This window comes from Nocardioides sp. Arc9.136, from assembly GCF_030506255.1.
Lineage (GTDB): Bacteria > Actinomycetota > Actinomycetes > Propionibacteriales > Nocardioidaceae > Nocardioides.
Window position 1 is genome coordinate 1,767,806 of sequence record NZ_CP113431.1, and the last position, 22,548, is coordinate 1,790,353.

Below are 22,548 nucleotides of genomic sequence, written 5' to 3' on the forward strand. Positions count from 1 at the left end.
GAGACGCCCGGGCGGGTTCGGGCGGGGCCGTCCCGGTGACGTACGTTGGCGCCCATGCGCGTGGGACTCACCGGCGGCATCGCCTCGGGCAAGAGCACGGTGTCGGCGATCCTCGCCGAGCTGGGTGCGATCGTGATCGACGGCGACCTGCTCGCCCGCGAGGTGGTCGAGCCCGGGACGCCGGGGCTGGAGCGGGTGGTCGAGGCGTTCGGCCCGGAGGTGCTGACCGCCGAGGGCGCGCTGGACCGGCCGGCGCTGGGCGCGGTCGTCTTCGCCGACGAGGCCCGCCGCAAGGAGCTCGAGGCGATCGTGCACCCGCTGGTCTTCGAGCGGATCGTCGAGCTCGAGCAGGCCGCCGGTCCCGAGGACCTGGTGGTCCACGACATCCCGCTGCTGGCGGAGTCGGGCCGCGCCCCGACGTTCGACGCCGTCGTGGTCGTCGACGTCCCGGTCGAGACCCAGGTCGAGCGGATGCTCGGCCAGCGCGGCATGACCCGCGAGGACGCCGAGGCCCGCGTGCGCGCCCAGGCGACCCGGGAGGAGCGCCTCGCGATCGCCACCCACGTCATCGAGAACACCGGCAGCCTCGAGGACCTGCGCCGCCGGGTGCTCGAGGTCCACGCGGCGCTGACCGGGGAGGCCTCGTGAGGCGCGCCCTGCCCGCCCTCGCGGTCTCCGCCGTGCTGGCCCTCGGCGCGTGCTCCGGTGCCGACGGCGGCGGGTCGGGCAGCGGATCGGGAGGCGACCAGGCCGGGCCGGCAGCCACGCCGGGCACCGCCGGCACGACCTCGACCGCGGCCGACCCCGACGAGCCGACCGGATGGGGGCCGACCGCCGGAGAGCTCGAGGAGGCCCGCGGGATCGTCTCCGGCTGGGACGCCGCACAGCTGGCGGGCCAGGTGATCGTCGGGCGGTTCAACGGCTCCGACCCCACCGAGGCGGCAGCCCTGGTGCGCGACCTGCACCTCTCCGGCCTCTGCGTCACGGCCGGCAACGTCGTGGACGCCGAGCAGGTCCGCGCGCTCAACGCCGCCGTCAGCGAGGCCGTCGCCGCCGACGGCCGCGGGATCCCCGCGGTGCTCGGTGTCGACCAGGAGGGCGGCGTGGTCAGCCACCTGCGGGGCATCGCGACCGAGTTCCCCTCCTTCGCCCACGCCGGTGCGGCGGTCGAGCAGGGCCGCCCCGGTCGCGAGGTGGTACGCCGCGCGGCCGAGGCGACCGGGCTGGAGCTGCGCGACCTCGGCTTCACCTGGGTCTTCGCCCCCGTGGCCGACGTGACCGTCGGCGCGGCCGACCCGACCATCGGCACGCGCTCGCCCTCCACCGACCCCGACCTGGCCGCAGCGGCCGTCCGTGCCGCGGTCACCGGCTACAACGAGGCCGGCGTCGTCTCGACGACCAAGCACTTCCCGGGCCACGGCTCGGTGACTTCCGACAGCCACGAGTCGCTGCCCGTGCTCGGGCGGACCGCGGAGGAGCTGGCGGCGACCGACCTGCCGCCGTTCGAGGCGGCGGTCCGGGCCCAGGCGCCGGCCGTCATGGTGGGCCACCTCGACGTCGAGGCGCTCGACCCCGGCGTGCCGTCGAGCCTGTCGGAGGAGGTCTACGACTTCCTGCGCGAGGACGTCGGCTTCGAGGGCGTCACCATCACCGACTCGCTGGGCATGGGGGCCGTCGTCGGCCGCGAGAAGCCGGCGGTGACCGCGCTCAACGCCGGGGCCGACCTGCTGCTGATGCCTCCCGACACGCGGCACACCCACACGGTGGTCACCGAGGCCATCGAGTCCGGCGAGGTCACCCGCGAGCGTGCCGAGGAGGCGGCGGCGACCGTGGTCGCCCTCCAGCTGTGGCAGCAGCGGCTCGCCGGCGAGGTCGACGTGCCCCCGGACGTCGTCGAGCTCGCGGGAGAGGCCTCCCGCGAGCTCGACGAGTCGTACTGAACCGGCGCTGGACCGGGCCGGCGGCCGGCAGCCGTCAGGCGGCCAGGTCCGGGTCGGCGATCCGGCGCAGCTTCTGCAGCGCCTCGCGCTCCAGCTGCCGGACCCGCTCGGCGGAGATGCCGTGCTTGGCGCCGATGTCGGCCAGCTTGTGCTGGCGGCCGTCGGTCAGGCCGTAGCGCGAGCGGATGATGTCCGCGGCACGGTCGTCGAGGTGGCCGACCAGGCTGTTGAGCCGGTCCCGGGACTCGGTGTCGAGCACGGTCAGGTCGGGACCCGGCGCGGTCTCCTGGGCCATCAGGTCACCGAGCGAGGTGTCGCCGTCCTCGTCGACGGGAGAGTCGAGGCTGACGTGCTCGCGGCCCCACGACATCAGGTCGAGGACCCGGTCGACGTCCATGCCGAGCTCCGTCGCGATCTCGTGCGGCTCCGGGTCACGACCCAGCTGGCGCTCGAGGGTGCGGCGGGCGCCACCGACCTGGTTGAGCTCCTCGACGACGTGCACGGGGAGCCGGACGACGCGGGCCTGCTGGGCGATGCCCCGGGTGATCGCCTGGCGCACCCACCAGGTCGCGTACGTGGAGAACTTGTAGCCCTTGGTGTAGTCGAACTTCTCGACCGCACGGATCAGGCCGGTGTTGCCCTCCTGGATCAGGTCGAGCATCGGCATCTGGGCTCGGCCGTACTTGCGGGCGATGGAGACGACGAGGCGGAGGTTGGCGGTGATGAACTGGTCGACGGCCTTGCGGCCCTCCTCGGCGAGCCACTCGAGCTCCTCGCGGGAGGCCGACATCGGTGCGCCGCCCTTGCGGCGCCCGACCCGGCCCTCGGCGAGCAGCTGCTCGGCGAAGAGTCCGGCCTCGATGGCCTTGGAGAGCTCGACCTCGGCGGCGGCGTCGAGAAGGGCGTTGCGGGCGATCTCGTCCAGGTAGAGACCGACGCTGTCACGTCCTTCGATCTCCCGAGCCCCGGACTGTGCGGTGCGTGTTGCCATGCGATGCCCCTCCTCACTGTGAGGGCCTGCCCAGGTCCTCACGCCGTCTACAACGCACCCGGTGTCCCGGCGATTCCCGGACCAAACCTGAGTGCCTACACCTTGGACGACGAGCGGGGAACGCCCCGAGTTGCACGTCAGAGGTACTCTCAGCGACTTCTCAGGAGGGCCTCTCGTCACCGGGTGTTCGGTGCCGACCGGGCGTGCGGATGGGTGGACGACGGACGCGACCGCCGAGCGGGTCAGCGGTCGGCGAGCCCCATCCGGTCGAGGATCCAGGCGAGGGCGAAGGCCCGGTCGTGCCAGGCCTTGTACCGACCGGACACGCCGCCGTGCCCGGCGGACATCTCGGTGCGCAGCAGGACGTCGGCCGAGGGGTTGGACGCCCGGATGCGGGCCACCCACTTGGCCGGCTCGACGTAGAGCACGCGGGTGTCGTTGAGCGAGGTCTCGGCGAGGATCGGCGGGTAGGACCGCTCCGCGACGTTGTCGTACGGCGCGTACGACGCCATGTACTCGTAGACCTCGGCGTCGGCCTCGGGGTTGCCCCACTCGTCGTACTCGGTGACGGTCAGGGGGAGCGTCGCGTCCAGCATGGTCGTGAGCGCGTCGACGAACGGCACGCCGGCCACGATCCCGCCGAACATCTCCGGCGCCTGGTTGGCGACCGCCCCCATGAGCAGCCCGCCGGCGCTGGCGCCCTCGGCGACCAGGGTCTCCGGGGTGGTCCAGCCCCGCTCGACGAGGTGGCGGGCGCAGGCGACGAAGTCGGAGAAGGTGTTCTGCTTGCGCATCAGCTTGCCGTCGTCGTACCAGCGCCGGCCCATCTCGCCGCCGCCGCGCACGTGGGCGATCGCGAACGCCGCGCCGCGGTCGAGGAGCGAGAGCCGGGCGACGGAGAAGTAGGGGTCGATCGAGGCCTCGTACGCGCCGTACCCGTAGAGCAGCGTGGGGACCGGCGCGGTGCCCATGGTCTCGTCCTCGCGGGCGCCGCGCTTGCACACGATCGAGATCGGGATCCGCTCGCCGTCGTCGGCGGTCGCCCAGAGCCGGTGCTCCTCGTAGTCGGCGGGGTCGTAGCCGCCGAGCACCGGCGCCTGCTTGAGCAGCGTCAGCTCCCGGGTGCGCACGTCGTAGTCGTAGACCGAGGACGGCACGGCCATCGTGGTCCAGCCGATGCGCACGGTGGGCTGGGCGAACCCGGGGTTGCCGCCCGAGCCGACGGTGTAGAGCGGCTTGTCGAACTCCACGAGGTAGTCCTCGCCGGGTCCGTCCGGACCGAGCTCGATGATGCGCAGTTGGGTGAGCCCGTTGCTGCGCTGGTGCACCACGAGGTGGCCGGCGAAGGCGTCGACGTCCTCGAGGCGGACGGCCGGGTCGTGGGCGACGAGCGGGGCGAGCTCGGCGATCGGGGTCGGCTCGACCGGGGCCGTCCCGATCTCGAAGTCGGGCCCGGTCGCGTTGTGCAGCACCAGGAACCGGTCCTCGCCGGCGATGACGGCGTGGTCGAGGGAGTACTCCACGCCCTCGACGCGCTCGGCGAAGACCTGCAGCCCCAGCTCGGGGTGGTCGGCGTCGAGGTAGCGGTACTCCGAGGTGACCTTCGAGCCGGCGGCGACCACGATGAACCGGTCGGTGCGGGTCCGGCCGACGCCGACCCAGAACCGGCCGTCGGTCTCGTGGTGGACCAGCTCGTCGTCGGCCTGCGCGGTGCCGAGCCGGTGGCGCCAGATCTTGTCGGCGCGCCAGGAGTCGTCGACGGTCGTGTAGTAGAGCTCGGTGCCCTCGCGGTCCCAGGTGGCACCGCCGATGACGCCGGTGATCTCGTCGTCGAGCAGCGCTCCGGTGCCGAGGTCCTTGACCCGCACGGTGTACCGCTCGTCGCCGACGGTGTCGGTGGAGTAGGCCAGCAGGGTGCCGTCGGGGCTGATCGCGGACCCGCCGAGGGAGAAGAACTCGTGGCCCTCCGCGAGCGCGTCGAGGTCGAGCAGCACCTCCTCGCCCGGCAGTGCCGGCTCGTCGGGGGCGCAGTCCTCGGCCGGGGTGGGCGGGGTCCAGTCGTCGGGGTCGGTGACCGGCACCCGGCAGGTGGCGCCGTACTCCTTGCCGGCGAAGGTGCGCCCGTAGTACCAGTGGCCGCGGTTGCGGGTCGGCACCGACAGGTCGGTCTCCCGGGTGCGGCCCTTGATCTCCTCGAAGATCGCGCCGCGCAGGTCGGCGAGGTGGGCGGTGCGGTCCTGGGTCCAGGCGTTCTCGGCCTCGAGGTGGGCGAGCACCTCGGGGGAGTCCTTGTCCCGCAGCCACTCGTAGTCGTCGACACGGGTGTGCCCGTGGATCTCCCGGCTGGTCGGACGGCGCTCGGCGGTGGGAGCCTGGACGGTGGGGGCCTGGATGGTGGAGGCCTGGACGGACGGTGCCTGGTCGGCGGGGGACGGCATGGCCGCGACGATAGCGTCGGCCCCGTGGGCAGCCGCGCGACCGTCGACCTCAACGCCGACCTGGGCGAGGAGGTGACCGACGACGCCGCGCTCCTCGCGGTGGTCACGAGCGCCAACGTCGCCTGCGGCTACCATGCCGGGACGCCGGCGATCATGCGTGCGGTGTGCGCCGAGGCGGCGGCACGCGGGGTGTCGGTGGGGGCGCAGGTCTCCTACGACGACCGTGAGAACTTCGGCCGGGTCGCTCGCGACGTACCTCGCGAGGTGCTGCGCGAGCAGGTCGCCGACCAGGTCGGGACGCTGGCGGAGCTCGCACGGGCCGCCGGCACGTCGGTGCGGTACGTCAAGCCGCACGGAGCGCTCTACCACCGCGTGATCGCCGACGAGGAGCAGGCCGCGGCCGTCCTCGCCGGATCGGGGGACCTGCCGGTGCTCGGCATGCCGGGACGCCTCCTGGAGCTGGCGCTCGCGGCGGGGCGCCCGGTGTGGCACGAGGGCTTCCCCGACCGGGCGTACGGCGCGGACGGGCGGCTCGTGCCCCGTGGCGCGCCCGGAGCGGTGCTCGAGGACGCCACGGCGATCTCCACCGCGGCGGTGGGGATGGCCGGCCGCGTCGACTCGCTGTGCCTGCACGGGGACACCCCGGGTGCCGTGGCCCACGCGCACGCCGTGCGCGCCGCGCTGTCGGCGGCCGGCTGGTCGCTGCGGGGGCTGTGAGGTGAGCGGCCCGGTGCGGATGCGCAGCGTCGGCCCGTCCGCGGTGCTCGTGGAGGTGGAGGGCGCGGCCGCTGCGCTGGCCCTCGCGACCTGGGCACGACGGCGGGGCGTGCCGGCGGTCGAGGTGGTCCCCGCCGCCGAGACGGTGCTCTTCGACGGCACCGAGCCCGCCGCGCTCGAGCGCGCGCTGGCGGAGTGGTCGCCGACGGCGGAGCCCCCGGCGGGGGACCTCGTGGAGGTTCCCGTCACCTACGACGGCGAGGACCTGGAGCTCGTCGCCGAGCACTGGGGCACGTCGGTCGCCGGCGTCGTCGAGCGGCACGCGGCGCTGACCTTCGTCTCGTCGTTCTGCGGGTTCGCCCCGGGCTTCGCCTACCTCGCCGGCCTGCCCGAGGAGCTCGCGGTGCCCCGGTTGGACTCCCCGCGCCCCCGCGTGCCGGCGGGGTCGGTCGCGCTGGCCGGCACCTGGTGCGGGGTCTACCCGACCACCTCGCCGGGAGGCTGGCGGGTGCTGGGCCGCACCGGCACGGCGCTGTGGGACGCCGGCCGGGAGCCGCCCGCCCTCCTCGCGCCCGGCACGCGCGTGCGGTTCGTCCCCGCATGAGCCTCCAGGTGCTCGCGGCCGGCCACCTCACGACCGTCCAGGACCGCGGCCGGCCCGGCTGGGCCCACCTCGGCGTCGCCCGCGCCGGGGCGCTCGACGGAACCGCCGCGGCGCTGGCCAACCGGCTGGTGGGGAACGCGGTCGACGCCGCGGTCCTGGAGGTGACGCTCGGCGGCCTCGTGGTCCGCGCGGACCGGGACTGCTGGGTGGCGGTGACCGGGGCCGAGGGGCCGGTCACCGTCGACGGGGCCGCCCGCGCCCACGCGCAGGCCGAGCGGCTGCGGGCGGGCGCCGTCCTCGAGGTGGGTACGCCGTGGCGCGGCGTGCGCTCCTACCTCGCCGTGGGCGGCGGGATCGCGGTCGAGCCGGTGCTCGGCTCCCGGTCGACCGACACGCTCGCCTGGGTGGGCCCGCCGCGGGTCGAGGACGGCACGGTGCTGCCGGTCGGGAGCGGGCCGGGCGAGCCGGCCCCCCACGACACGCCCCGGCCACCGGCTCCCGGCCCGCTGCGGCTGCACCCCGGCCCCCGGGCCGACTGGTTCGCCGGCGACCCGGTCGCCGCGCTGTGCGGCGCGGCGTACCGCGTCGAGGGCGCCTCCGACCGGGTCGGGCTGCGGCTGGCGGGCCGGGCGCTGGAACGGGTGCGGACCGGCGAGCTGGCCAGCGAGGGCATGGTGCACGGCGCGGTCCAGGTGCCGCCGAGCGGGCAGCCCATCGTCTTCCTCGCCGACCACCCCACCACCGGCGGCTACCCGGTCGTGGCCGTCGTCGAGCCCGCCGACCTCTGGCGCTGCGCGCAGCTGCGACCGGGCGACGAGGTCCGGTTCACCCCTGCTCGTCGGGGAGGGGCGGCGGCACCCACGCGCTGAGCGCCGGGTCGTCGTCGGGGTAGGACCGGACCGGCCCGGCCGGCGTCTCCGCGGTCTCGAAGCGCACCGTCACCACGCCGCGTCCCGCGCCCCAGACCCATCCACGGCCCATCTCGGCGTGGACGACGTCCATGCCCGGCGCCCAGGTCCGCCGCGAGTGGTGCGGCACCTCGATCTCGGGCAGCTCCTCCTCGGGCTCGGTCTCGCCGAACAGGTCCTCCTGCACCCAGTCGGCCAGGCCCGAGACGCCGACGCCCAGCAGCCGCACGCCGCCGGAGGTGTCGAGGTCGGCCAGCAGGGTGCGCGCCAGCCGCGCCACGGTCGCGGCGCTGTCGGTGGGGGAGGGCAGCGTGCTGGAGCGGCTCAGCGTCGTGAAGTCGTGCAGCCGGACCTTGATCGTCACCGTCCGCCCCGACAGGCCGTGCTTGCGCAGCCGCCCGGCGACCTCGCCGGCCTGCCGGGTGAGCAGGCCCTCCATCAGCCGCCGGTCGGTCAGGTCGGTGTCGTAGGTGCCCTCGACGCTGACCGACTTGGCCTCGCGCTCCGCGACGACCGGGCGGTCGTCCAGGGCGCGGGCGAGCTGGAACAGGCCGGTGCCGTGGGCCTTGCCCACCAGGCGCACCAGCTCCTCCAGCTCGACCGACTCCAGCTCGGCGACGGTCTGGATCCCGGCGCGGCGCAGCCGCTCGGCGGTGGCCGGACCCACCCCGGGGATGATCGTGACCTTCATCGGCCGCAGCAGCTCCTGCTCCGTCCCGGGAGCCACCACGACCAGGCCGTCGGGCTTGTCGAGGTCGCTGGCGACCTTGGCGATGAACTTGCTGGTGCCGATGCCGACCGAGGCGGTGAGCCCGTGCGTCGCCTCGGTGACCCGGCCGCGCAGCTCCTCGGCGAAGGCGGTGACGGTCGGCACCTCGAGGTCCGGCAGGCCGGCCCGGGCGAGGTCGACGAACGCCTCGTCGAGCGACAACGGCTCGACCAGGGGCGAGACCGACCGCAGCAGCGACATGACCGCGTGGGAGGCCTCGCGGTAGGCGTGGAAGCGGCCGCTCAGGAACGCCGCGTGCGGGCACCGCGACCGCGCCTCGCGGGTCGACATGGCCGAGCGCACGCCGTACACGCGGGCCTCGTAGGAGGCGGTGGAGACCACGCCTCGCCCGCCGACCCCGCCGACCACGACGGGCTTGCCGCGCAGGGAGGGCTTGTCGCGCTGCTCGACGGCCGCGAAGAACGCGTCGAGGTCGAGGTGCATGACCGAGGACTGCGTGCGCACCTCAGCGCCCCGTCCGGCCGGTCATGGGCGGGAACCTACCTCCGGGCACCCCCGTCGCCCGCCTCGCCGACCCCGGCCGGCCCCCCGCTGCTCGCGGACTGCCCGCTCGTGCCCGTTCGTCGTCCACACGCCGGTGCCCGGAGCCGTCCTCCACAGCCCCCGCCGGCGGCCGCCGACGCGGTGGGCGGTCGCGGGGAGCGTCGTGCCATGACCACCTCGCACCCGGCTCCGGCCGTCCCGACCTACACCGCCCGCACGCCCGAGGACCTCCTCGCGGTCGTGCCCGTCGTCCTCGGCTTCCACCCGCAGGACTCCGTCGTGCTGCTGACCTTCGGCGCCGACCGCCCCTTCCACGCGCGGGTCGCGCTGCCGACCACCCCGGCCGGGACCGACGAGCTCGTCGAGCAGCTCGTCGGCCCGTGCCGGCGCCACGGCGTGCGCAGGGCCGTCGTCCTGGTCTACTCCGGCGACGAGCGGTCCTCCGCGCGGGCCGCCCGTGCGCTCGTCCGCGGCCTGACGACCAGCGGGGTCGACGTCCTCGACGCGATCCGGGCGCACGAGGGCCGGTGGTACGTCGCCTCCGGGCCGCGCGGTGCCGTGCCGGAGCACGGGGTGCCCTACGACGTCTCGGTCCACCCGTTCGCCGCCCAGGCCGTCCTCGAGGGGCGCGTCACCCACGGCTCGCGCGAGGCGCTGGCGGAGACGGTCGCACCCGACCCCCCGGCCGTGCGCGCCGTGACCGAGGCGTTGGCCCAGCTGCCCGGCGGTGCACCACCGGTGGCGGCCGAGCGTGCGTGGGCGGTCGACCTGGTCGCCCGGCACGTCCGGGCCGGCAGCCGCCCGAGCGACGCCGACGTCGCGAGGCTGGTCGTCGGCATGCTCGACGTGGCGGTCCGCGACGGCGCCTGGGAGCTGATGCGGCGCGACGGTGCCGACCGCCACGAGCGGTTCTGGGTCGACGTCGTCCGCCGCACGCCACCGGGCCTCCTCGCCGCCCCGGCCGCACTGCTGGCCTTCGCCGCCTGGCTCGCCGGCCACGGCGCGCTGGCGTGGTGCGCCCTGGACCGGTGCGAGGAGGCGGCGCCCGGCTACCGGCTGGCGGGGTACCTCGCCCACGCGCTCACCCACGCCGTCCCGCCGACGGTGTGGGACGACGCCGACGCGGGATGACCCGGGACCGGACGTGCACGACGTCACGCCGCTCGTCGCTCGCCGCGCCGTCCGCGTCGCCGACTGGGTACCGCTCCGCCGTGACGACGAGCCCCCGCGACCAGGTCCGCACCGTGGGCATCGAGGAGGAGCTGCTGCTGCTCGACCCGGAGACCCGCCAGGTGGCGCCCCGGTCCCGCGCGGCCCTCAAGGCGCACCGCGACCGCGCCCCGGGTGACGACACCCTGGACCAGGAGCTGTTCCGTCACCAGGTGGAGACCCGTACCGAGCCGGTGACGGTCCTCGACGACGCGCTCGGCCAGCTCTGCGCGGCGCGCCGGTCGGCCGGGGAGGCCGCCCGCGCGGCCGGGGCCGCAGCGGTCGCGAGCGGCATCGTGCCGTTCGGCCCGCTCGAGCCGCAGGTCAGCCCGGACGACCGGTACCGCGCGATGCTCGAGCAGTTCGGGGACGTCGCCCGCTCCGGGGGCACCTGCGGCATGCACGTCCACGTGGGGATCGAGTCCCCCGAGGAAGGTGTCGCGGTGATCGACCGTGTCGCACCGTGGCTGCCGGCGCTCCTCGCGATCAGCACGAACTCGCCGTACGCCGCCGGGCGCGACACCGGCTACGCCTCGTGGCGGGCGCAGGTGTGGTCGCGGTGGCCGAGCGCGGGCACCACCGAGGCGTTCGGCTCGCTGGCGGGCTACGAGCGCGCCTGCCGCGACCTGCTCGCGACGGGGGCGGCGCGCGACGAGGGGATGCTCTACTTCGACGCCCGCCTCTCGCGGGAGCACCCGACCGTGGAGCTGCGGGTCTTCGACGTGTGCACCGACCCCGAGGACGCGCTGCTGGCGGCGGCGCTGGCGCGGGCCCTGGTGTCCTGGGCGGCCGACGAGCACGCCGCGGGCGCGCCGGTGGCACGCCCGCGGGCCGAGCTGCTGCGCGCTGCGCACTGGCGCGCGTCGCGGTACGGCACCACGGGCCGGCTGGTCGACCCCCGCGGCACCGAGCCGCTGCCCGCCGGCGAGGTCCTGGACTCCCTGGTGGCCACGGTGCTGCCGTGGCTGGAGCGCGCCGGTGACCTCGAACGGGTGCAGGAGGGCGTGGCGCGGGTGCTGCGCGCGAGCGGTGCGACGCAGCAGCGCGCGGCGTACGAGCGGGCCGCGCACCGGGCGGCCCCGGGGGAGGACCGGACGCTCGTCGGTGTCCGCGGAGTGGTCGACGACCTGGTCGGGCGCAGCGAGCAGGTGTGGGAACACCCAGGATCCGGGAACGGGTGAGTCATGGGTGAAGAGGTCGACGCACAGGAGTTCTCACGCGCGGACCGCACGCGCCACCGCGAGAAGGTGCGGCGCTGCCTGGACGTGTTCGCGCGGATGCTGCGCGACTCGAGGTTCGACACCGACGACCCGATGACCGGGCTGGAGGTCGAGCTCAACCTCGTCGACGAGCTCGGCGACCCGGCGCTGCGCAACGCCGAGGCGCTCGAGGCGATCGCCGACCCGGACTTCCAGACCGAGCTGGGCCAGTTCAACATCGAGATCAACGTGCCGCCGGCGCGGCTGCGCCAGGGTGGCCTGACGACGTTCGAGGACACCCTGCGCCGCAGCCTCAACGACGCCGAGGCGAAGTCGGCCGCGGTCGGTGCCCACCTGGTGATGATCGGGATCCTCCCGACCCTGACCAGCGACCACATGGACCCGGCGAGCCTCAGCCCCAACCCGCGGTACAAGCTGCTGAGCGAGCAGATCCTCCACGCGCGCGGGGAGGACATCACGATCGGCATCAGCGGGCCCGAGCGGTTGGTGACCACCACCGACTCGATCGTGCCGGAGGCGGCGTGCACCAGCACCCAGTTCCACGTGCAGACCTCACCGGCCCAGTTCGCGTCGTACTGGAACGCCTCCCAGGCGATCTCGGCCGTGCAGCTCGCCGTCGGCGCCAACTCGCCGTACCTCCTGGGCAAGGAGCTGTGGCGGGAGACGCGGATCCCGCTCTTCGAGCAGGCGACCGACACCCGCAGCGAGGAGCTCAAGGCCCAGGGCGTGCGGCCGCGGGTCTGGTTCGGGGAGCGCTGGGTGACCTCGGTGTTCGACCTGTTCGAGGAGAACGTCCGCTACTTCCCGGCGCTGCTGCCCATCACCGACGAGGAGGACCCGCTCGCGGTGCTCGAGGGCGGCGGCACCCCGAACCTGTCAGAGCTGCGGCTGCACAACGGCACGATCTACCGCTGGAACCGGCCGGTCTACGACATCGCGGGCGGCGTCCCCCACCTGCGCGTGGAGAACCGGGTGCTGGCCGCCGGCCCGACGGTCGCCGACACGATGGCCAACGCCGCGTTCTACTTCGGCCTGGTCCGCCACCTCGCGGAGAGCGAGCGCCCGCTGTGGTCGCAGATGTCGTTCAGCGCGGCGGAGGAGAACTTCCACGCGGCGGCGCAGCAGGGCATCGACACGCAGGTCTACTGGCCCGGCGTCGGCCAGGTGCGCGCCACCGAGCTGGTGCTGCGCCGCCTGCTGCCGATGGCGCGGGCGGGCCTGGAGGCGTGGGGCGTGCCGGGGGAGGAGTCCGACCGGCTGCTCGGGATCATCGAGCAGCGCTGCCTGACCGGCGTCAACGGCGCCGAGTGGTTCGCGCGGCGGATGCACGGGCGCGGCGACCAGGAGCGGTACGACGCCCTGCGCGCGACGCTGCTGGAGTACCGCGAGCGGATGCACAGCAACGAGCCCGTGCACACCTGGGACTGACTGCCGGGGCGGCCCCGTCGTGGTCCGGGCGACTCACCGCTCGCGGAGCCGCTGCCAGGTGCGCCGGGCCCCGGAGCGGGGGTCCCACCAGCCCTTGCGGCCGGCGACCACCATGACCAGCGGCGCGCCGGCCTCGGCGTACGCCGCCCGGGCGGCCGCCAGCCACTGCGCGTCGACGTCCTGCAGCTCCAGCGGACCGGTCCGGGTGAGCCACACCAGCGGCTCGAGCGGACCGCCGGCGCGGGAGACGACTGCCCGCATGGCGGCGACGGCGTCGGCCCGCAACGCGTGGTCGAGCCGGTCCTCGGGGCGCACCGCGAGCACGCGCTCGGCACCGCCCGGGACGCCGACGTGCAGGAGCGGCAGGTGCACCCGTCGTCGTTCGGACCGCGCGTGGTCGAGCACGGCGCGACGCAGGAGGCGCCCGAGGTCGCGGGGGACCGGGTCGGGCACCCCGGGACCCTGGTCGGGTGGAGGCGGCTGCACGGCACCAGCCTCTCCCGGGGACGATCGGTCCCGCCGGGCCTCTCCACAGGCCCGGTGATGGGCTACGGTGCCGAGCATGGGAACCGTGGTGGTGGGTTACGTGCCGAAGCCCGAGGGAGAGGCCGCGCTGGCCTCAGCGATCGCCGAGGCGAGGCTCCGCGGCGCGAAGCTGGTCGTCGTGAACTCGCACCGGGGCGGGCCCGACCTCGACCGCGCGGCCGCGCAGGCCGCGGAGTCCGAGCTCGCCGCCGTCGAGTCGCGCCTCGAGGGCAGCGGCGTCGAGCACGAGGTGCGCCACCTGGTGCGCGGCTTCGAGCCCGCCGAGGACCTGATCAGCATCGCGGACGCGAACGACGCCGAGCTGATCGTGATCGGCCTGCGCCGCCGCTCGCCGGTCGGCAAGCTCATCCTGGGCAGCAACGCCCAGCGCATCCTGCTCGACGCCAAGTGCCCGGTGCTGGCGGTCAAGGGCGGCGACTGACGCAGCCCCGGTCGCCGGTCCGGAGATCGCCGGGACCGCGACGACGGACGACCAGAAGTGGCCGGTGCGCCACGCCGACCTGGTCGGACGCCACCGACCCCGCACTTCGGGTAGTCGGTCGGCGGGATCAGCTGCCGCCGGCCGGGAGGGCCTCGAGCAGGACGTCGGGGTTGTCCCGGGCGGTGACCTTGGCGCGCCACTGGTCGACGAAGAGGGCCAGGTGCGTGCCGTCGCTGCGCTGGAGGACCTCGACCCCGCGGATCCCCGCCAGCGCGGCGGCACCGGCCGCGTCGGTGCGCCGCGCGAGCTGGTAGTCCAGCCGGCTGAAGCGGATCGGGGCGTTGAACTCGTTGGTCATCCGGTCCTCGACGACCTCGAACTGCATCGGTCCGACGGCGGCGAGGACGGGGTTCTGGTCGCCGCGCAGGTCCGACCGGAGCACCTGCACCACGCCCTCCTGGTCGAGCTGCTCGATGCCGCGGCGGAACTGCTTGTAGCGGCCGATGTCGCCGGCGCTGGCCGTCACGAAGTGCTCGGGCGCGAAGGTCGGGACCGGCGGGTACTCGATCGGGTCGCCGACGTAGATGGTGTCGCCCACGCGCAGGGCGGTGGCGTTGACCAGGCCGATGATGTCGCCGGGCTCGGCGTTCTCCACTGACGTCGTCTCCCGGCCGAAGACCGCCTGGGCGAACTTCGTCGCGAACGGGCGTCCCGTGGCGGCGTGGGTGACGACCATGCCGCGCTCGAACGTGCCGGAGACGACCCGGGCGTAGGCGAGCCGGTCGCGGTGGGCGGCGTTCATGCCCGACTGCACCTTGAAGACGAACGCGCTGAACTCGTCGTCGACCGCACGGACCGTGCCGTCCGCACCCGGGGTGTCACCAGGCTCCGGCGCGAGGTCGAGCAGCAGGTCCAGCAGCTGCGCGACACCGAAGTTCTGCAGCGCCGAGGCGAACATCACCGGCGTGGTCGCCCCGGCGAGGAAGCGCTCCTGGTCGTGGTCGGCGCCGTCGAGGCCCAGCAGCTCGTGCTCCTCGACCGCATCCGCCCAGACCGGCGCGTCGTTCTCCTCGACCTCGTCGGCACGCATCCGCTTCTCGGGCGCGCGGGTGGCACCACCGGCGGTGCGGGTGTACTTCACGAACTCGCCGGTACGCCGGTCCAGGACGCCGCGGAAGTCCCCGGCCTCGCCGACCGGCCAGGTCAGGGGAGTGGGCCGCAGCCCGATCTTCTCCTGGATGAGGTCCATCAGCTCCAGCGCCGACAGGCCGGGGCGGTCCCACTTGTTGATGACCGTGATGACGGGGATACCGCGCAGCGCGCACACCCGGAAGAGCTTGAGGGTCTGCGGCTCCAGCCCCTTGCCGGCGTCGACCAGCATCACCGCGGAGTCGACCGCGGACAGCACGCGGTAGGTGTCCTCGGAGAAGTCGCTGTGGCCGGGGGTGTCGACCAGGTTGACGACGTGGTCGCGGTAGACGAACTGCAGCGCGGCCGACGTGATCGAGATGCCGCGCGCCTTCTCCATCGCCATCCAGTCCGACACGGTGGCCCGGCGGTCGCCCTTGCCGTGCACGGCACCGGCCTCGTTGATGGCCCGCGCGTGCAGGGCGAGCGCCTCGGTCAGCGTGGACTTGCCCGCGTCGGGGTGGCTGATGACGGCGAAGGTACGGCGGGGGCGGCTGTCGTGCACCGACCGAACCTAACGCCCGACCCGGCGCACTCCCGCTTCAGCGCGACTCGTCCGCCTCTGTGCACAGGCGCCTCGAGGGCGCACGATGGCGGCACCACCCGCCCCCAGGAGGACGACCGATGCAGACGACATCCCTGACCAGCGCCGTCGAGGAGCACCTCGCGGCGGCCCGTGCGGCCGGTGCCGGCCGGAGCTCGCACACCCTCTACGGCGGGCAGGAGCACCGGCTGCGTCAGACCCTCATCGCGCTGGCGGAGGGCCGGTCCCTCGGTGAGCACGAGAGCCCCGGCGAGGCGACCCTGCAGGTCCTGCGCGGCCGGGTGCGGCTGCACGCAGGGGACGAGACGTGGGAGGGCGTCGCGGGCGACCACGCGGTCGTGCCGGTGGCGCGCCACGACCTCGAGGCGGTGGAGGACTCCGCGGTCCTGCTCACCGTCGCGGTCGGCACCCGGCCCCCGAGCTGACCCCGGGGGCCCGGCTCGCCGAGCGGGCCTCGTGGCCACGACGGCCGGGGTGGCAGGCACGTCCGGAAGGTCCGGCATCCTGGGTCCATGAGCATCCACATCACCGGTGACGACTCCGCCGACCGCGTCCTGACCGAGGACCCCTTCGCGCTGCTCGTCGGGATGATGCTCGACGAGCAGTACCCCATGGAGCACGCCTTCCGTGGTCCCGCCAAGGTCCTGGGCCGCTTCGGCACGCTCGACCCTGCCCGGATCGCCGCCGCCGACCCCGAGGAGTTCGCGGCGCTGTGCTCGACCCCGCCGGCGATCCACCGCTTCCCGGGCTCCATGGCGGCCCGCCTCCAGGCGCTGGCCGCGCTGGTCGAGGAGCGGTACGACGGCCGCACCGAGCGGCTGTGGACCGAGGCGACGACCGGCAGGGAGCTGCTCAAGCGGGTCATGGAGCTGCCCGGCTTCGGCAAGCAGAAGGCGCAGATCTTCGTCGCCCTGCTCGCCAAGCAGCTGGGGGTGCGCCCCGACGGCTGGGAGCAAGCGGTCGGTGACTACGCGCTGGAGGGCCACCGCTCCGTCGCGGACGTCGTCGACGGCGAGACGCTGCAGAAGGTGCGCGACTTCAAGAAGCAGAAGAAGGCAGCCGCCAAGCAGCAGGCCTGAGCGTGCGCCCCCGACGTCCGTCGCCGTCCGTCCGCGGCCGGACCAGGATTGGCCGGCGGTCATCGGGGGCAGGACCACTCCATGGGGCGGTCCGGCACGAGCGCGTGGCCGCTCGTTCATCCGGCCGACGCCGTGTGTTCTGGACCAGTGCGCCCCGTCGTGCTGCGGAACAGGACGCTGATGCCGTGCCGTCACCCACCCCGTGGCAGAATGAAACCGCGGCTCTTGACGTGTGCGGGCTCTGCTGCGCCCGAGAGTCGCCCCGCCGTTGCTCCACAGTCAGTTGACGAGAGGTGTTCGTGTCCTCGACCGCGCGCAAGATCCCTGCCGAGGTGCTCTCGCACCCAGCCGTCGTGGCCCTCATCGAGCGGGGTAAGCCGTCGGGCAGCCTGAGCCCGGAGGATGTCCGCCAGGCCAGTGAGGACGCGGCCGTCGAGCCGCGCCACCTCAAGTCGCTGCTGGCGCACCTGAGCTCCCTGGGCATCTCGGTCGACGTGAGCGCCAGCGCCCAGCGCGCCGTCGCCGCGACGACCGCCCGCAAGACCACCACGGCCAAGACCGCCAAGAAGGCGCCGGCCAAGAAGGCCGCCGCCACCACCGGCGCGGCCGCTCCGGCGAAGAAGGCCGCGGCCGCCGCGGCGGCTCCGGCCGCACCGGTCGCCGAGGCGCCGACCGTCATCGGCCCCGACGGCAAGAAGATCCTCCCTGACGTCCCGGACGAGCAGTTCGAGAAGGACGTCGCCCAGGACCCGACGATCAAGGCCGACGAGGAGGAGGCCACGGCCACCTCCAGCTTCGTCGTCTCGTCCGCGGACGAGACCGACGAGCCGGCCCAGCAGGTCATGGTCGCCGGCGCGACGGCCGACCCGGTGAAGGACTACCTGAAGCAGATCGGCAAGGTCCCGCTGCTCAACGCCGAGATGGAGGTCGAGCTCGCCAAGCGGATCGAGGCCGGCCTGTTCTCGGAGGAGAAGCTGGCCAAGGGCGGCAAGATCACCCCGAAGCTCCTCGAGGAGCTCGAGTGGATCGCCGAGGACGGCCGCCGCGCCAAGAACCACCTGCTCGAGGCCAACCTGCGCCTCGTCGTCTCCCTGGCCAAGCGGTACACCGGTCGCGGCATGCTCTTCCTGGACCTGATCCAGGAGGGCAACCTCGGCCTGATCCGTGCGGTCGAGAAGTTCGACTACACCAAGGGCTACAAGTTCTCCACGTACGCCACGTGGTGGATCCGCCAGGCGATCACCCGCGCCATGGCGGACCAGGCCCGCACCATCCGCATCCCGGTGCACATGGTCGAGGTCATCAACAAGCTGGCCCGCGTCCAGCGCCAGATGCTCCAGGACCTGGGCCGCGAGCCCACCCCGGAGGAGCTGGCCAAGGAGCTCGACATGACCCCCGAGAAGGTCATCGAGGTCCAGAAGTACGGCCGCGAGCCCATCTCGCTGCACACCCCGCTCGGCGAGGACGGCGACAGCGAGTTCGGTGACCTCATCGAGGACTCCGAGGCCATCGTCCCGGCCGACGCGGTGTCGTTCACGCTGCTCCAGGAGCAGCTGCACGCCGTCCTCGACACGCTCTCCGAGCGCGAGGCGGGCGTGGTGAGCATGCGCTTCGGCCTGACCGACGGCCAGCCCAAGACCCTCGACGAGATCGGCAAGGTCTACGGCGTGACCCGCGAGCGGATCCGCCAGATCGAGTCCAAGACCATGTCGAAGCTGCGCCACCCGTCGCGCTCGCAGGTCCTGCGCGACTACCTGGACTGACCGGACGGCGCGAGCCGGCCACCCGCAGCGAGCCCCGTACCTCCTCGGAGGTGCGGGGCTCGCCGCTTCCCGCGCGACCTCGGTCAGCCGCTGGCGACCAGGGCCACCGCGGCCGCGCAGAGGGCGAGCCCCACCGCCTGGCTTCGGTGGATCGTCTCGCGCAGGACGGCCGCGGCGAGGACGACGGTCACCGCCGGGTACAGCGAGGTGAGGACGGCCGCGACCGTGAGGTAGCCCTCCCGGGTGGCCAGCATGAAGGCACCGGTGGCGGTCGCGCCGAGCACCCCGCTGACCACCCCCAGGGCAGCCCCGCGCTGGCGCGGCACCCAGGGGGCACGGACGACGACCGCCACCGTGACGATGGCCAGCCCGGCGACCACCTGGTTGAGCGCCAGCGGCAGCAGGCCGGCCTCCTCGGGCACCTCCGCGAGCGCGGCGAAGAGCGTGCCGAAGCCCAGCCCGGCGAGCACGCCGTCGAGCACGCCGGCGCGTCCGGTCGGCGCTCCGGCGGTGGTGGTCCGTGGTCGCCGGGCGACCAGCCAGATCGCCGGCAGGGCGGCGAGGACGCCGAGCCAGACCAGGGCACCGGGTCGCTCGCCTCCGAGGACGCCGACGGCGACCGGCAGCAGTGTGGCCGCGACGCCGGAGACGGGCGCGACGACGCCCATCCGGCCCGAGGAGAGCCCGCGGTAGAGGAAGGCGGTGCCCAGGCCGTTGCCGACGCCGCCGAGCACCGCCCAGGCGAGGTCGGTGCCGGTGGGGGAGCCGTCGACGGTCGTGGAGACCAGGAGGACGGCGACCGCGCCGCCGGCCTGGGCGGTGAGCGCGACCGACCACGCGGTCACCCGCTGGGAGGCGAAGCCGCCCACGAAGTCGCCGAGGCCGTAGGCGAGCGCCGCGCCGAGGGCGAGCAGCGCTCCCATCAGCCCCGCCTCACGTGAGGACCACGCCCACGACCCACGCCGCAGAGGCGGTGAGCGCGGCCGCCAGCTCGATCAGGATGCTCAGGCCGGCGGCGCGCAGCGCGTGCCTGGTCGACGGCCAGGCGGCGGTCCCGCCCACCCGGCGGTGCTCGGCGAGGTACACGCCGAGGACGAACCCGACGAGCAGCCCGACGACCGGGACGACGAAGAACCCGACGACACCCAGGGCACCACCCGCCCACAGCGTCGAGGTGGGGATGCCGGCGTCCTTGAGCCGGCGCCCGGGCACGGCGTACTTGACGACCGTGCCGAGCGCGAGCAGGACCGTGACCACGGCGAAGACCGTCCAGGCGGTCGTGCCGCCGACCTCGAGCGTCCAGACCAGCACCGCCGCCAGGACGAGCAGCGTCCCGGGCAGGACGGGGACGACCACGCCGGCCACGCCGACCGCGATCGCGATCGCGACGAGGACCTCCACCAGGCTCACCGGCCCACCCTCGCACGCGGGGTCCGCAGGCGTGGCAGGAGGGCAAATGACGGACGGCCCCGGACATGGGTCCGGGGCCGTCGAAGTCTGGGAGCTGGTCTGGTCAGCCCTCGTCGGTGGTGGTGGCTGGAGTGCCGGAGAGCTTGTGGGTCTCGTCGACGACGTTCGCCGCGATCTCCTTGAGCTTGTCGCCGTGCTCGCGTGCGTGGTGGGCGCAGAACAGCAGCTCTCCGCCGGTCTGGAGCTCCACACGGAGGTAGGCCTGGGCTCCGCAGCGGTCGCAGCGGTCCGCAGCCGTCAGCGGGGCGCTGGGTGCAACGGTGGTGGTCACATCGGCCTCATTTCTTGTGTCTCGGTGTCTTGCTCAACGTAGAGGCGGGGCCAAGGATTCCCGCGGCCACGTGGTGCCCGACACGTCGATCTCATCACGGACAGTGTTGCCCGATCCCGGGGTTTCCATGCTCCGGACGGCGGTGTCCGGCCCACGTTCACCCGTTCAGGGGATAACGACTGGTCCTACGAAGTGTGACGCGGTGCTGGTCGCCCCGGTGCCGGAACCACCCGACGTGGCGTGGATCGTGTCCGCATCGTGACGTCCTGCGGTGGTGCTGCTGTGCTGCGGCTCACCGTAGTGGCGCGGGGACCGGGCGTGGCTCCTCGGGCGTGCGGCGTGTCGTGGGTAGATTCGGAGACCAGACCACCGACGGATTTCCCTGGACGCCGCAACCGGTCCGGGCCGGCCGTCGGACCCGCCGTACCGCAGGAGCCCCACGATCGCCGACAACACCTACAACGCAGCGCACCTCCTGGTCCTCGAGGGCCTCGAGGCGGTGCGCAAGCGCCCGGGGATGTACATCGGCTCGACCGACACCCGCGGGCTCATGCACTGCCTGTGGGAGATCATCGACAACGGCGTCGACGAGGCCCTCGGCGGCCACGCGGCCCGGGTCGAGGTCACGCTGCACGCCGACGGCTCCGCCGAGGTCCACGACGACGGCCGGGGCATCCCCACGGACAAGGAGCCCAAGACCGGGCTGCCCGGTGTCGAGGTCGTCGCGACCAAGCTGCACGCGGGCGGCAAGTTCGGCGGCGGGTCGTACGTCGCCACCGGAGGCCTGCACGGAGTCGGCCTGTCGGTGGTCAACGCGCTGTCGACCCGGATGGACATCGACGTCGAGCGGTCGCCGGCGGCCCAGGGGATCTCTTTCCGCCGCGGCGTGCCCGGCGTGTTCGCCGCCGACGACGACCCGGCGGCCGACTTCGAGCCGCGGTCCGGGCTGACCCGCAAGGGCGGCCGGGTCGCGAAGGGGCGCAGCGGCACCCGGATCCGGTTCTGGCCGGACCGGCAGATCTTCACCAAGGACGCCGGCTTCGTCTACGACGAGCTCGTCACCCGCGCCCGGCAGACCTCGTTCATCGTGCCGGGGCTCGAGCTGGTCATCCGCGACCTGCGGGGACCCGAGCTGGTCGAGGAGAAGTTCCGCCACGACGGCGGCATCACCGAGTTCACCGACTTCCTGGCCGCCGACGAGCCGGTCACCGACATCCTGCGGCTGCAGGGGTCGGGCACGTTCACCGAGACGGTGCCGCTGCTCGACGACAAGGGCCACATGACCCCGCAGGAGGTCGAGCGCGAGCTCGGCGTCGACGTGGCGGTGCGGTGGGGGACCGGTTACGACTCCGAGCTGCGGTCCTTCGTCAACGTCATCGCCACCCCCAAGGGCGGCACCCACGTCAGCGGCTTCGAGCAGGCCGTCACCCGCACCTTCAACGACGCGATGAAGGCCGCGAAGGTGCTCAAGGTCAACGACGACGACGTCACCAAGGACGATGTGCTCGAGGGCATGACCGCGGTGGTCACCGTGCGCCTGGCCGAGCCGCAGTTCGAGGGGCAGACCAAGGAGATCCTGGGCACGCCGGCCGCGCGCACCGTCGTACGACGCGTGGTGGCCGCCGAGCTGAAGGACTTCCTCACCTCCACCAAGCGCCAGGAGAAGGCGCAGGCCAAGCTGGTCATGGAGAAGGTGGCCGGCGCCGCCAAGACCCGGATCGCCGCGCGCCAGCACAAGGAGACCCAGCGGCGCAAGAACGCCCTGGAGTCCTCGGCGCTGCCCTCCAAGCTGGCCGACTGCCGGGCCACCGACAACGACCGCACCGAGCTGTTCATCGTCGAGGGGGACTCCGCGCTCGGCACGGCCAAGCTGGCGCGGAACTCTGAGTTCCAGGCGCTGCTGCCGATCCGCGGCAAGATCCTCAACGTCCAGAAGGCCTCGGTCGGCGACATGCTCAAGAACGCCGAGTGCGCCTCGATCATCCAGGTCGTCGGCGCCGGCTCGGGCCGCACGTTCGACCTCGACGCCCGCCGCTACGGCCGGATCATCTTCATGGCCGACGCGGACTCCGACGGCGCACACATCCGCTGCCTGCTGGCGACGCTGTTCTTCAAGTACATGCCGGACCTGATCCGCGAGGGCCGGGTCTACTCGGCCGTCCCGCCGCTGCACCGCATTGAGATCTCCAACCCGCGCAAGGGCCAGGACAAGTACGTCTACACCTACTCCGACGACCAGCTGCAGCGGACGCTGGCGGAGCTGAAGAAGAAGAACGTGAAGTGGAAGGACCCGGTCCAGCGCTACAAGGGCCTCGGTGAGATGGACGCCGACCAGCTGGCCGAGACCACCATGGACCCGCGCCGCCGCACGCTGCGCCGGATCACCGTCGACGACGCCGACGTGGCGGCGAACGTCTTCGAGCTGCTGATGGGCTCTGACGTCGCGCCCCGCAAGGAGTTCATCGTCCAGGGCGCCTACGACGTGGACGTGGAGGCGCTGGACGCGTGAGCCGGGCGTCGGCTGGGTAGGTCGTCGGC

The 22,548-nt window shown here is 73.8% G+C and carries 20 protein-coding genes and 1 pseudogene; 13 read left to right on the top strand and 8 right to left on the bottom strand.

Going from position 1 to position 22,548, the window contains the following annotated elements:
- The first annotated feature begins 54 nt into the window (after positions 1 to 54).
- Both coaE and OSR43_RS08565 read left to right on the top strand, forming a co-directional pair.
- On the top strand, positions 55 to 648 hold the full coding sequence (gene coaE / locus OSR43_RS08560) for a dephospho-CoA kinase (protein WP_302270874.1): 594 nt from the start codon (positions 55 to 57) through the stop codon (positions 646 to 648).
- Entirely contained in the window at positions 645 to 1,940 is a 1,296-nt protein-coding gene (locus OSR43_RS08565; protein WP_302270875.1) for a glycoside hydrolase family 3 N-terminal domain-containing protein, read from the top strand. Before coaE ends, OSR43_RS08565 begins: the two co-directional genes overlap by 4 nt.
- Before the next feature lie 34 nt (positions 1,941 to 1,974).
- On the opposite strand, the gene OSR43_RS08570 is transcribed toward OSR43_RS08565, so the two are convergent.
- Entirely contained in the window at positions 1,975 to 2,931 is a 957-nt protein-coding gene (locus OSR43_RS08570; RefSeq protein ID WP_302270876.1) for an RNA polymerase sigma factor RpoD/SigA, read from the bottom strand.
- 242 nt (positions 2,932 to 3,173) lie between these two features.
- On the bottom strand, positions 3,174 to 5,369 hold the full coding sequence (locus OSR43_RS08575) for a S9 family peptidase (RefSeq protein WP_302270878.1): 2,196 nt from the start codon (positions 5,367 to 5,369) through the stop codon (positions 3,174 to 3,176).
- Positions 5,370 to 5,393: 24 nt separating this feature from the next.
- Here OSR43_RS08575 and OSR43_RS08580 point away from each other — a divergent pair, with 24 nt between their 5' ends.
- The 3 genes from OSR43_RS08580 to OSR43_RS08590 are packed head-to-tail and all read left to right on the top strand — an operon-like array spanning position 5,394 to position 7,559.
- Positions 5,394 to 6,086, top strand: coding sequence for a 5-oxoprolinase subunit PxpA (locus OSR43_RS08580; protein ID WP_302270880.1), 693 nt, complete (start codon positions 5,394 to 5,396; stop codon positions 6,084 to 6,086).
- A 1-nt stretch (position 6,087) separates the two neighbouring features.
- Positions 6,088 to 6,690: an allophanate hydrolase subunit 1 gene (locus tag OSR43_RS08585; RefSeq protein WP_302270881.1), complete on the top strand. Its 603-nt coding sequence runs from the start codon at positions 6,088 to 6,090 to the stop codon at positions 6,688 to 6,690.
- The gene (locus OSR43_RS08590) at positions 6,687 to 7,559 is read left to right on the top strand and encodes a biotin-dependent carboxyltransferase family protein (RefSeq protein WP_302270882.1); all 873 of its coding nucleotides are present in this window, start codon (positions 6,687 to 6,689) and stop codon (positions 7,557 to 7,559) included. Before OSR43_RS08585 ends, OSR43_RS08590 begins: the two co-directional genes overlap by 4 nt.
- On the opposite strand, the gene OSR43_RS08595 is transcribed toward OSR43_RS08590, so the two are convergent.
- A complete protein-coding gene (locus OSR43_RS08595; RefSeq protein ID WP_302270883.1) occupies positions 7,516 to 8,832 on the bottom strand; it encodes a DNA polymerase IV in 1,317 nt (438 codons plus the stop codon). The genes OSR43_RS08590 and OSR43_RS08595 overlap by 44 nt on opposite strands.
- A gap of 207 nt (positions 8,833 to 9,039) precedes the next feature.
- Between OSR43_RS08595 and OSR43_RS08600 the strand changes: the two genes are divergently transcribed.
- From OSR43_RS08600 to OSR43_RS08610, 3 genes are all read left to right on the top strand, one after another.
- The gene (locus OSR43_RS08600) at positions 9,040 to 10,002 is read left to right on the top strand and encodes a DUF4192 domain-containing protein (RefSeq protein ID WP_302270884.1); all 963 of its coding nucleotides are present in this window, start codon (positions 9,040 to 9,042) and stop codon (positions 10,000 to 10,002) included.
- An 80-nt stretch (positions 10,003 to 10,082) separates the two neighbouring features.
- On the top strand, positions 10,083 to 11,261 hold the full coding sequence (locus OSR43_RS08605) for a glutamate--cysteine ligase (RefSeq protein WP_302270885.1): 1,179 nt from the start codon (positions 10,083 to 10,085) through the stop codon (positions 11,259 to 11,261).
- Positions 11,262 to 11,264: 3 nt separating this feature from the next.
- Positions 11,265 to 12,728, top strand: coding sequence for a glutamate--cysteine ligase (locus OSR43_RS08610; protein ID WP_302270886.1), 1,464 nt, complete (start codon positions 11,265 to 11,267; stop codon positions 12,726 to 12,728).
- 33 nt (positions 12,729 to 12,761) lie between these two features.
- Here OSR43_RS08610 and OSR43_RS08615 read toward each other — a convergent pair whose 3' ends face one another.
- Entirely contained in the window at positions 12,762 to 13,181 is a 420-nt protein-coding gene (locus OSR43_RS08615; RefSeq protein ID WP_302270887.1) for a hypothetical protein, read from the bottom strand.
- Positions 13,182 to 13,290: 109 nt separating this feature from the next.
- On the opposite strand from OSR43_RS08615, the gene OSR43_RS08620 reads away from it, so the two are divergent.
- Complete coding sequence (locus OSR43_RS08620) at positions 13,291 to 13,695, top strand: universal stress protein (RefSeq protein WP_302270888.1); 405 nt, start codon at positions 13,291 to 13,293, stop codon at positions 13,693 to 13,695.
- A gap of 127 nt (positions 13,696 to 13,822) precedes the next feature.
- Here OSR43_RS08620 and OSR43_RS08625 read toward each other — a convergent pair whose 3' ends face one another.
- Entirely contained in the window at positions 13,823 to 15,388 is a 1,566-nt protein-coding gene (locus OSR43_RS08625) for a peptide chain release factor 3 (protein ID WP_302270890.1), read from the bottom strand.
- A 119-nt stretch (positions 15,389 to 15,507) separates the two neighbouring features.
- On the opposite strand from OSR43_RS08625, the gene OSR43_RS08630 reads away from it, so the two are divergent.
- From OSR43_RS08630 to OSR43_RS08640, 3 genes and pseudogenes are all read left to right on the top strand, one after another.
- The gene (locus OSR43_RS08630; protein WP_302270891.1) at positions 15,508 to 15,852 is read left to right on the top strand and encodes a cupin domain-containing protein; all 345 of its coding nucleotides are present in this window, start codon (positions 15,508 to 15,510) and stop codon (positions 15,850 to 15,852) included.
- A gap of 87 nt (positions 15,853 to 15,939) precedes the next feature.
- Positions 15,940 to 16,506 (top strand): HhH-GPD-type base excision DNA repair protein, encoded by a 567-nt coding sequence (locus tag OSR43_RS08635; protein WP_302270892.1) that lies wholly within the window; start codon positions 15,940 to 15,942, stop codon positions 16,504 to 16,506.
- A 692-nt stretch (positions 16,507 to 17,198) separates the two neighbouring features.
- Positions 17,199 to 18,269 (top strand): annotated as a pseudogene (locus OSR43_RS08640) (RNA polymerase sigma factor); the annotation flags it as partial.
- An 83-nt stretch (positions 18,270 to 18,352) separates the two neighbouring features.
- Here OSR43_RS08640 and OSR43_RS08645 read toward each other — a convergent pair.
- The 3 genes from OSR43_RS08645 to OSR43_RS08655 form a co-directional block, all read right to left on the bottom strand.
- The gene (locus OSR43_RS08645; RefSeq protein ID WP_302270894.1) at positions 18,353 to 19,192 is read right to left on the bottom strand and encodes an EamA family transporter; all 840 of its coding nucleotides are present in this window, start codon (positions 19,190 to 19,192) and stop codon (positions 18,353 to 18,355) included.
- A gap of 10 nt (positions 19,193 to 19,202) precedes the next feature.
- Positions 19,203 to 19,679, bottom strand: a complete 477-nt coding sequence (locus OSR43_RS08650; RefSeq protein ID WP_302270895.1) for a DUF456 domain-containing protein — start codon at positions 19,677 to 19,679, stop codon at positions 19,203 to 19,205.
- Between the two features lie 103 nt (positions 19,680 to 19,782).
- Positions 19,783 to 20,010 (bottom strand): hypothetical protein, encoded by a 228-nt coding sequence (locus tag OSR43_RS08655; RefSeq protein ID WP_302270896.1) that lies wholly within the window; start codon positions 20,008 to 20,010, stop codon positions 19,783 to 19,785.
- 442 nt (positions 20,011 to 20,452) lie between these two features.
- Between OSR43_RS08655 and OSR43_RS08660 the strand changes: the two genes are divergently transcribed.
- The gene (locus OSR43_RS08660; RefSeq protein ID WP_302271642.1) at positions 20,453 to 22,519 is read left to right on the top strand and encodes a type IIA DNA topoisomerase subunit B; all 2,067 of its coding nucleotides are present in this window, start codon (positions 20,453 to 20,455) and stop codon (positions 22,517 to 22,519) included.
- Positions 22,520 to 22,548: the final 29 nt, after the last annotated feature.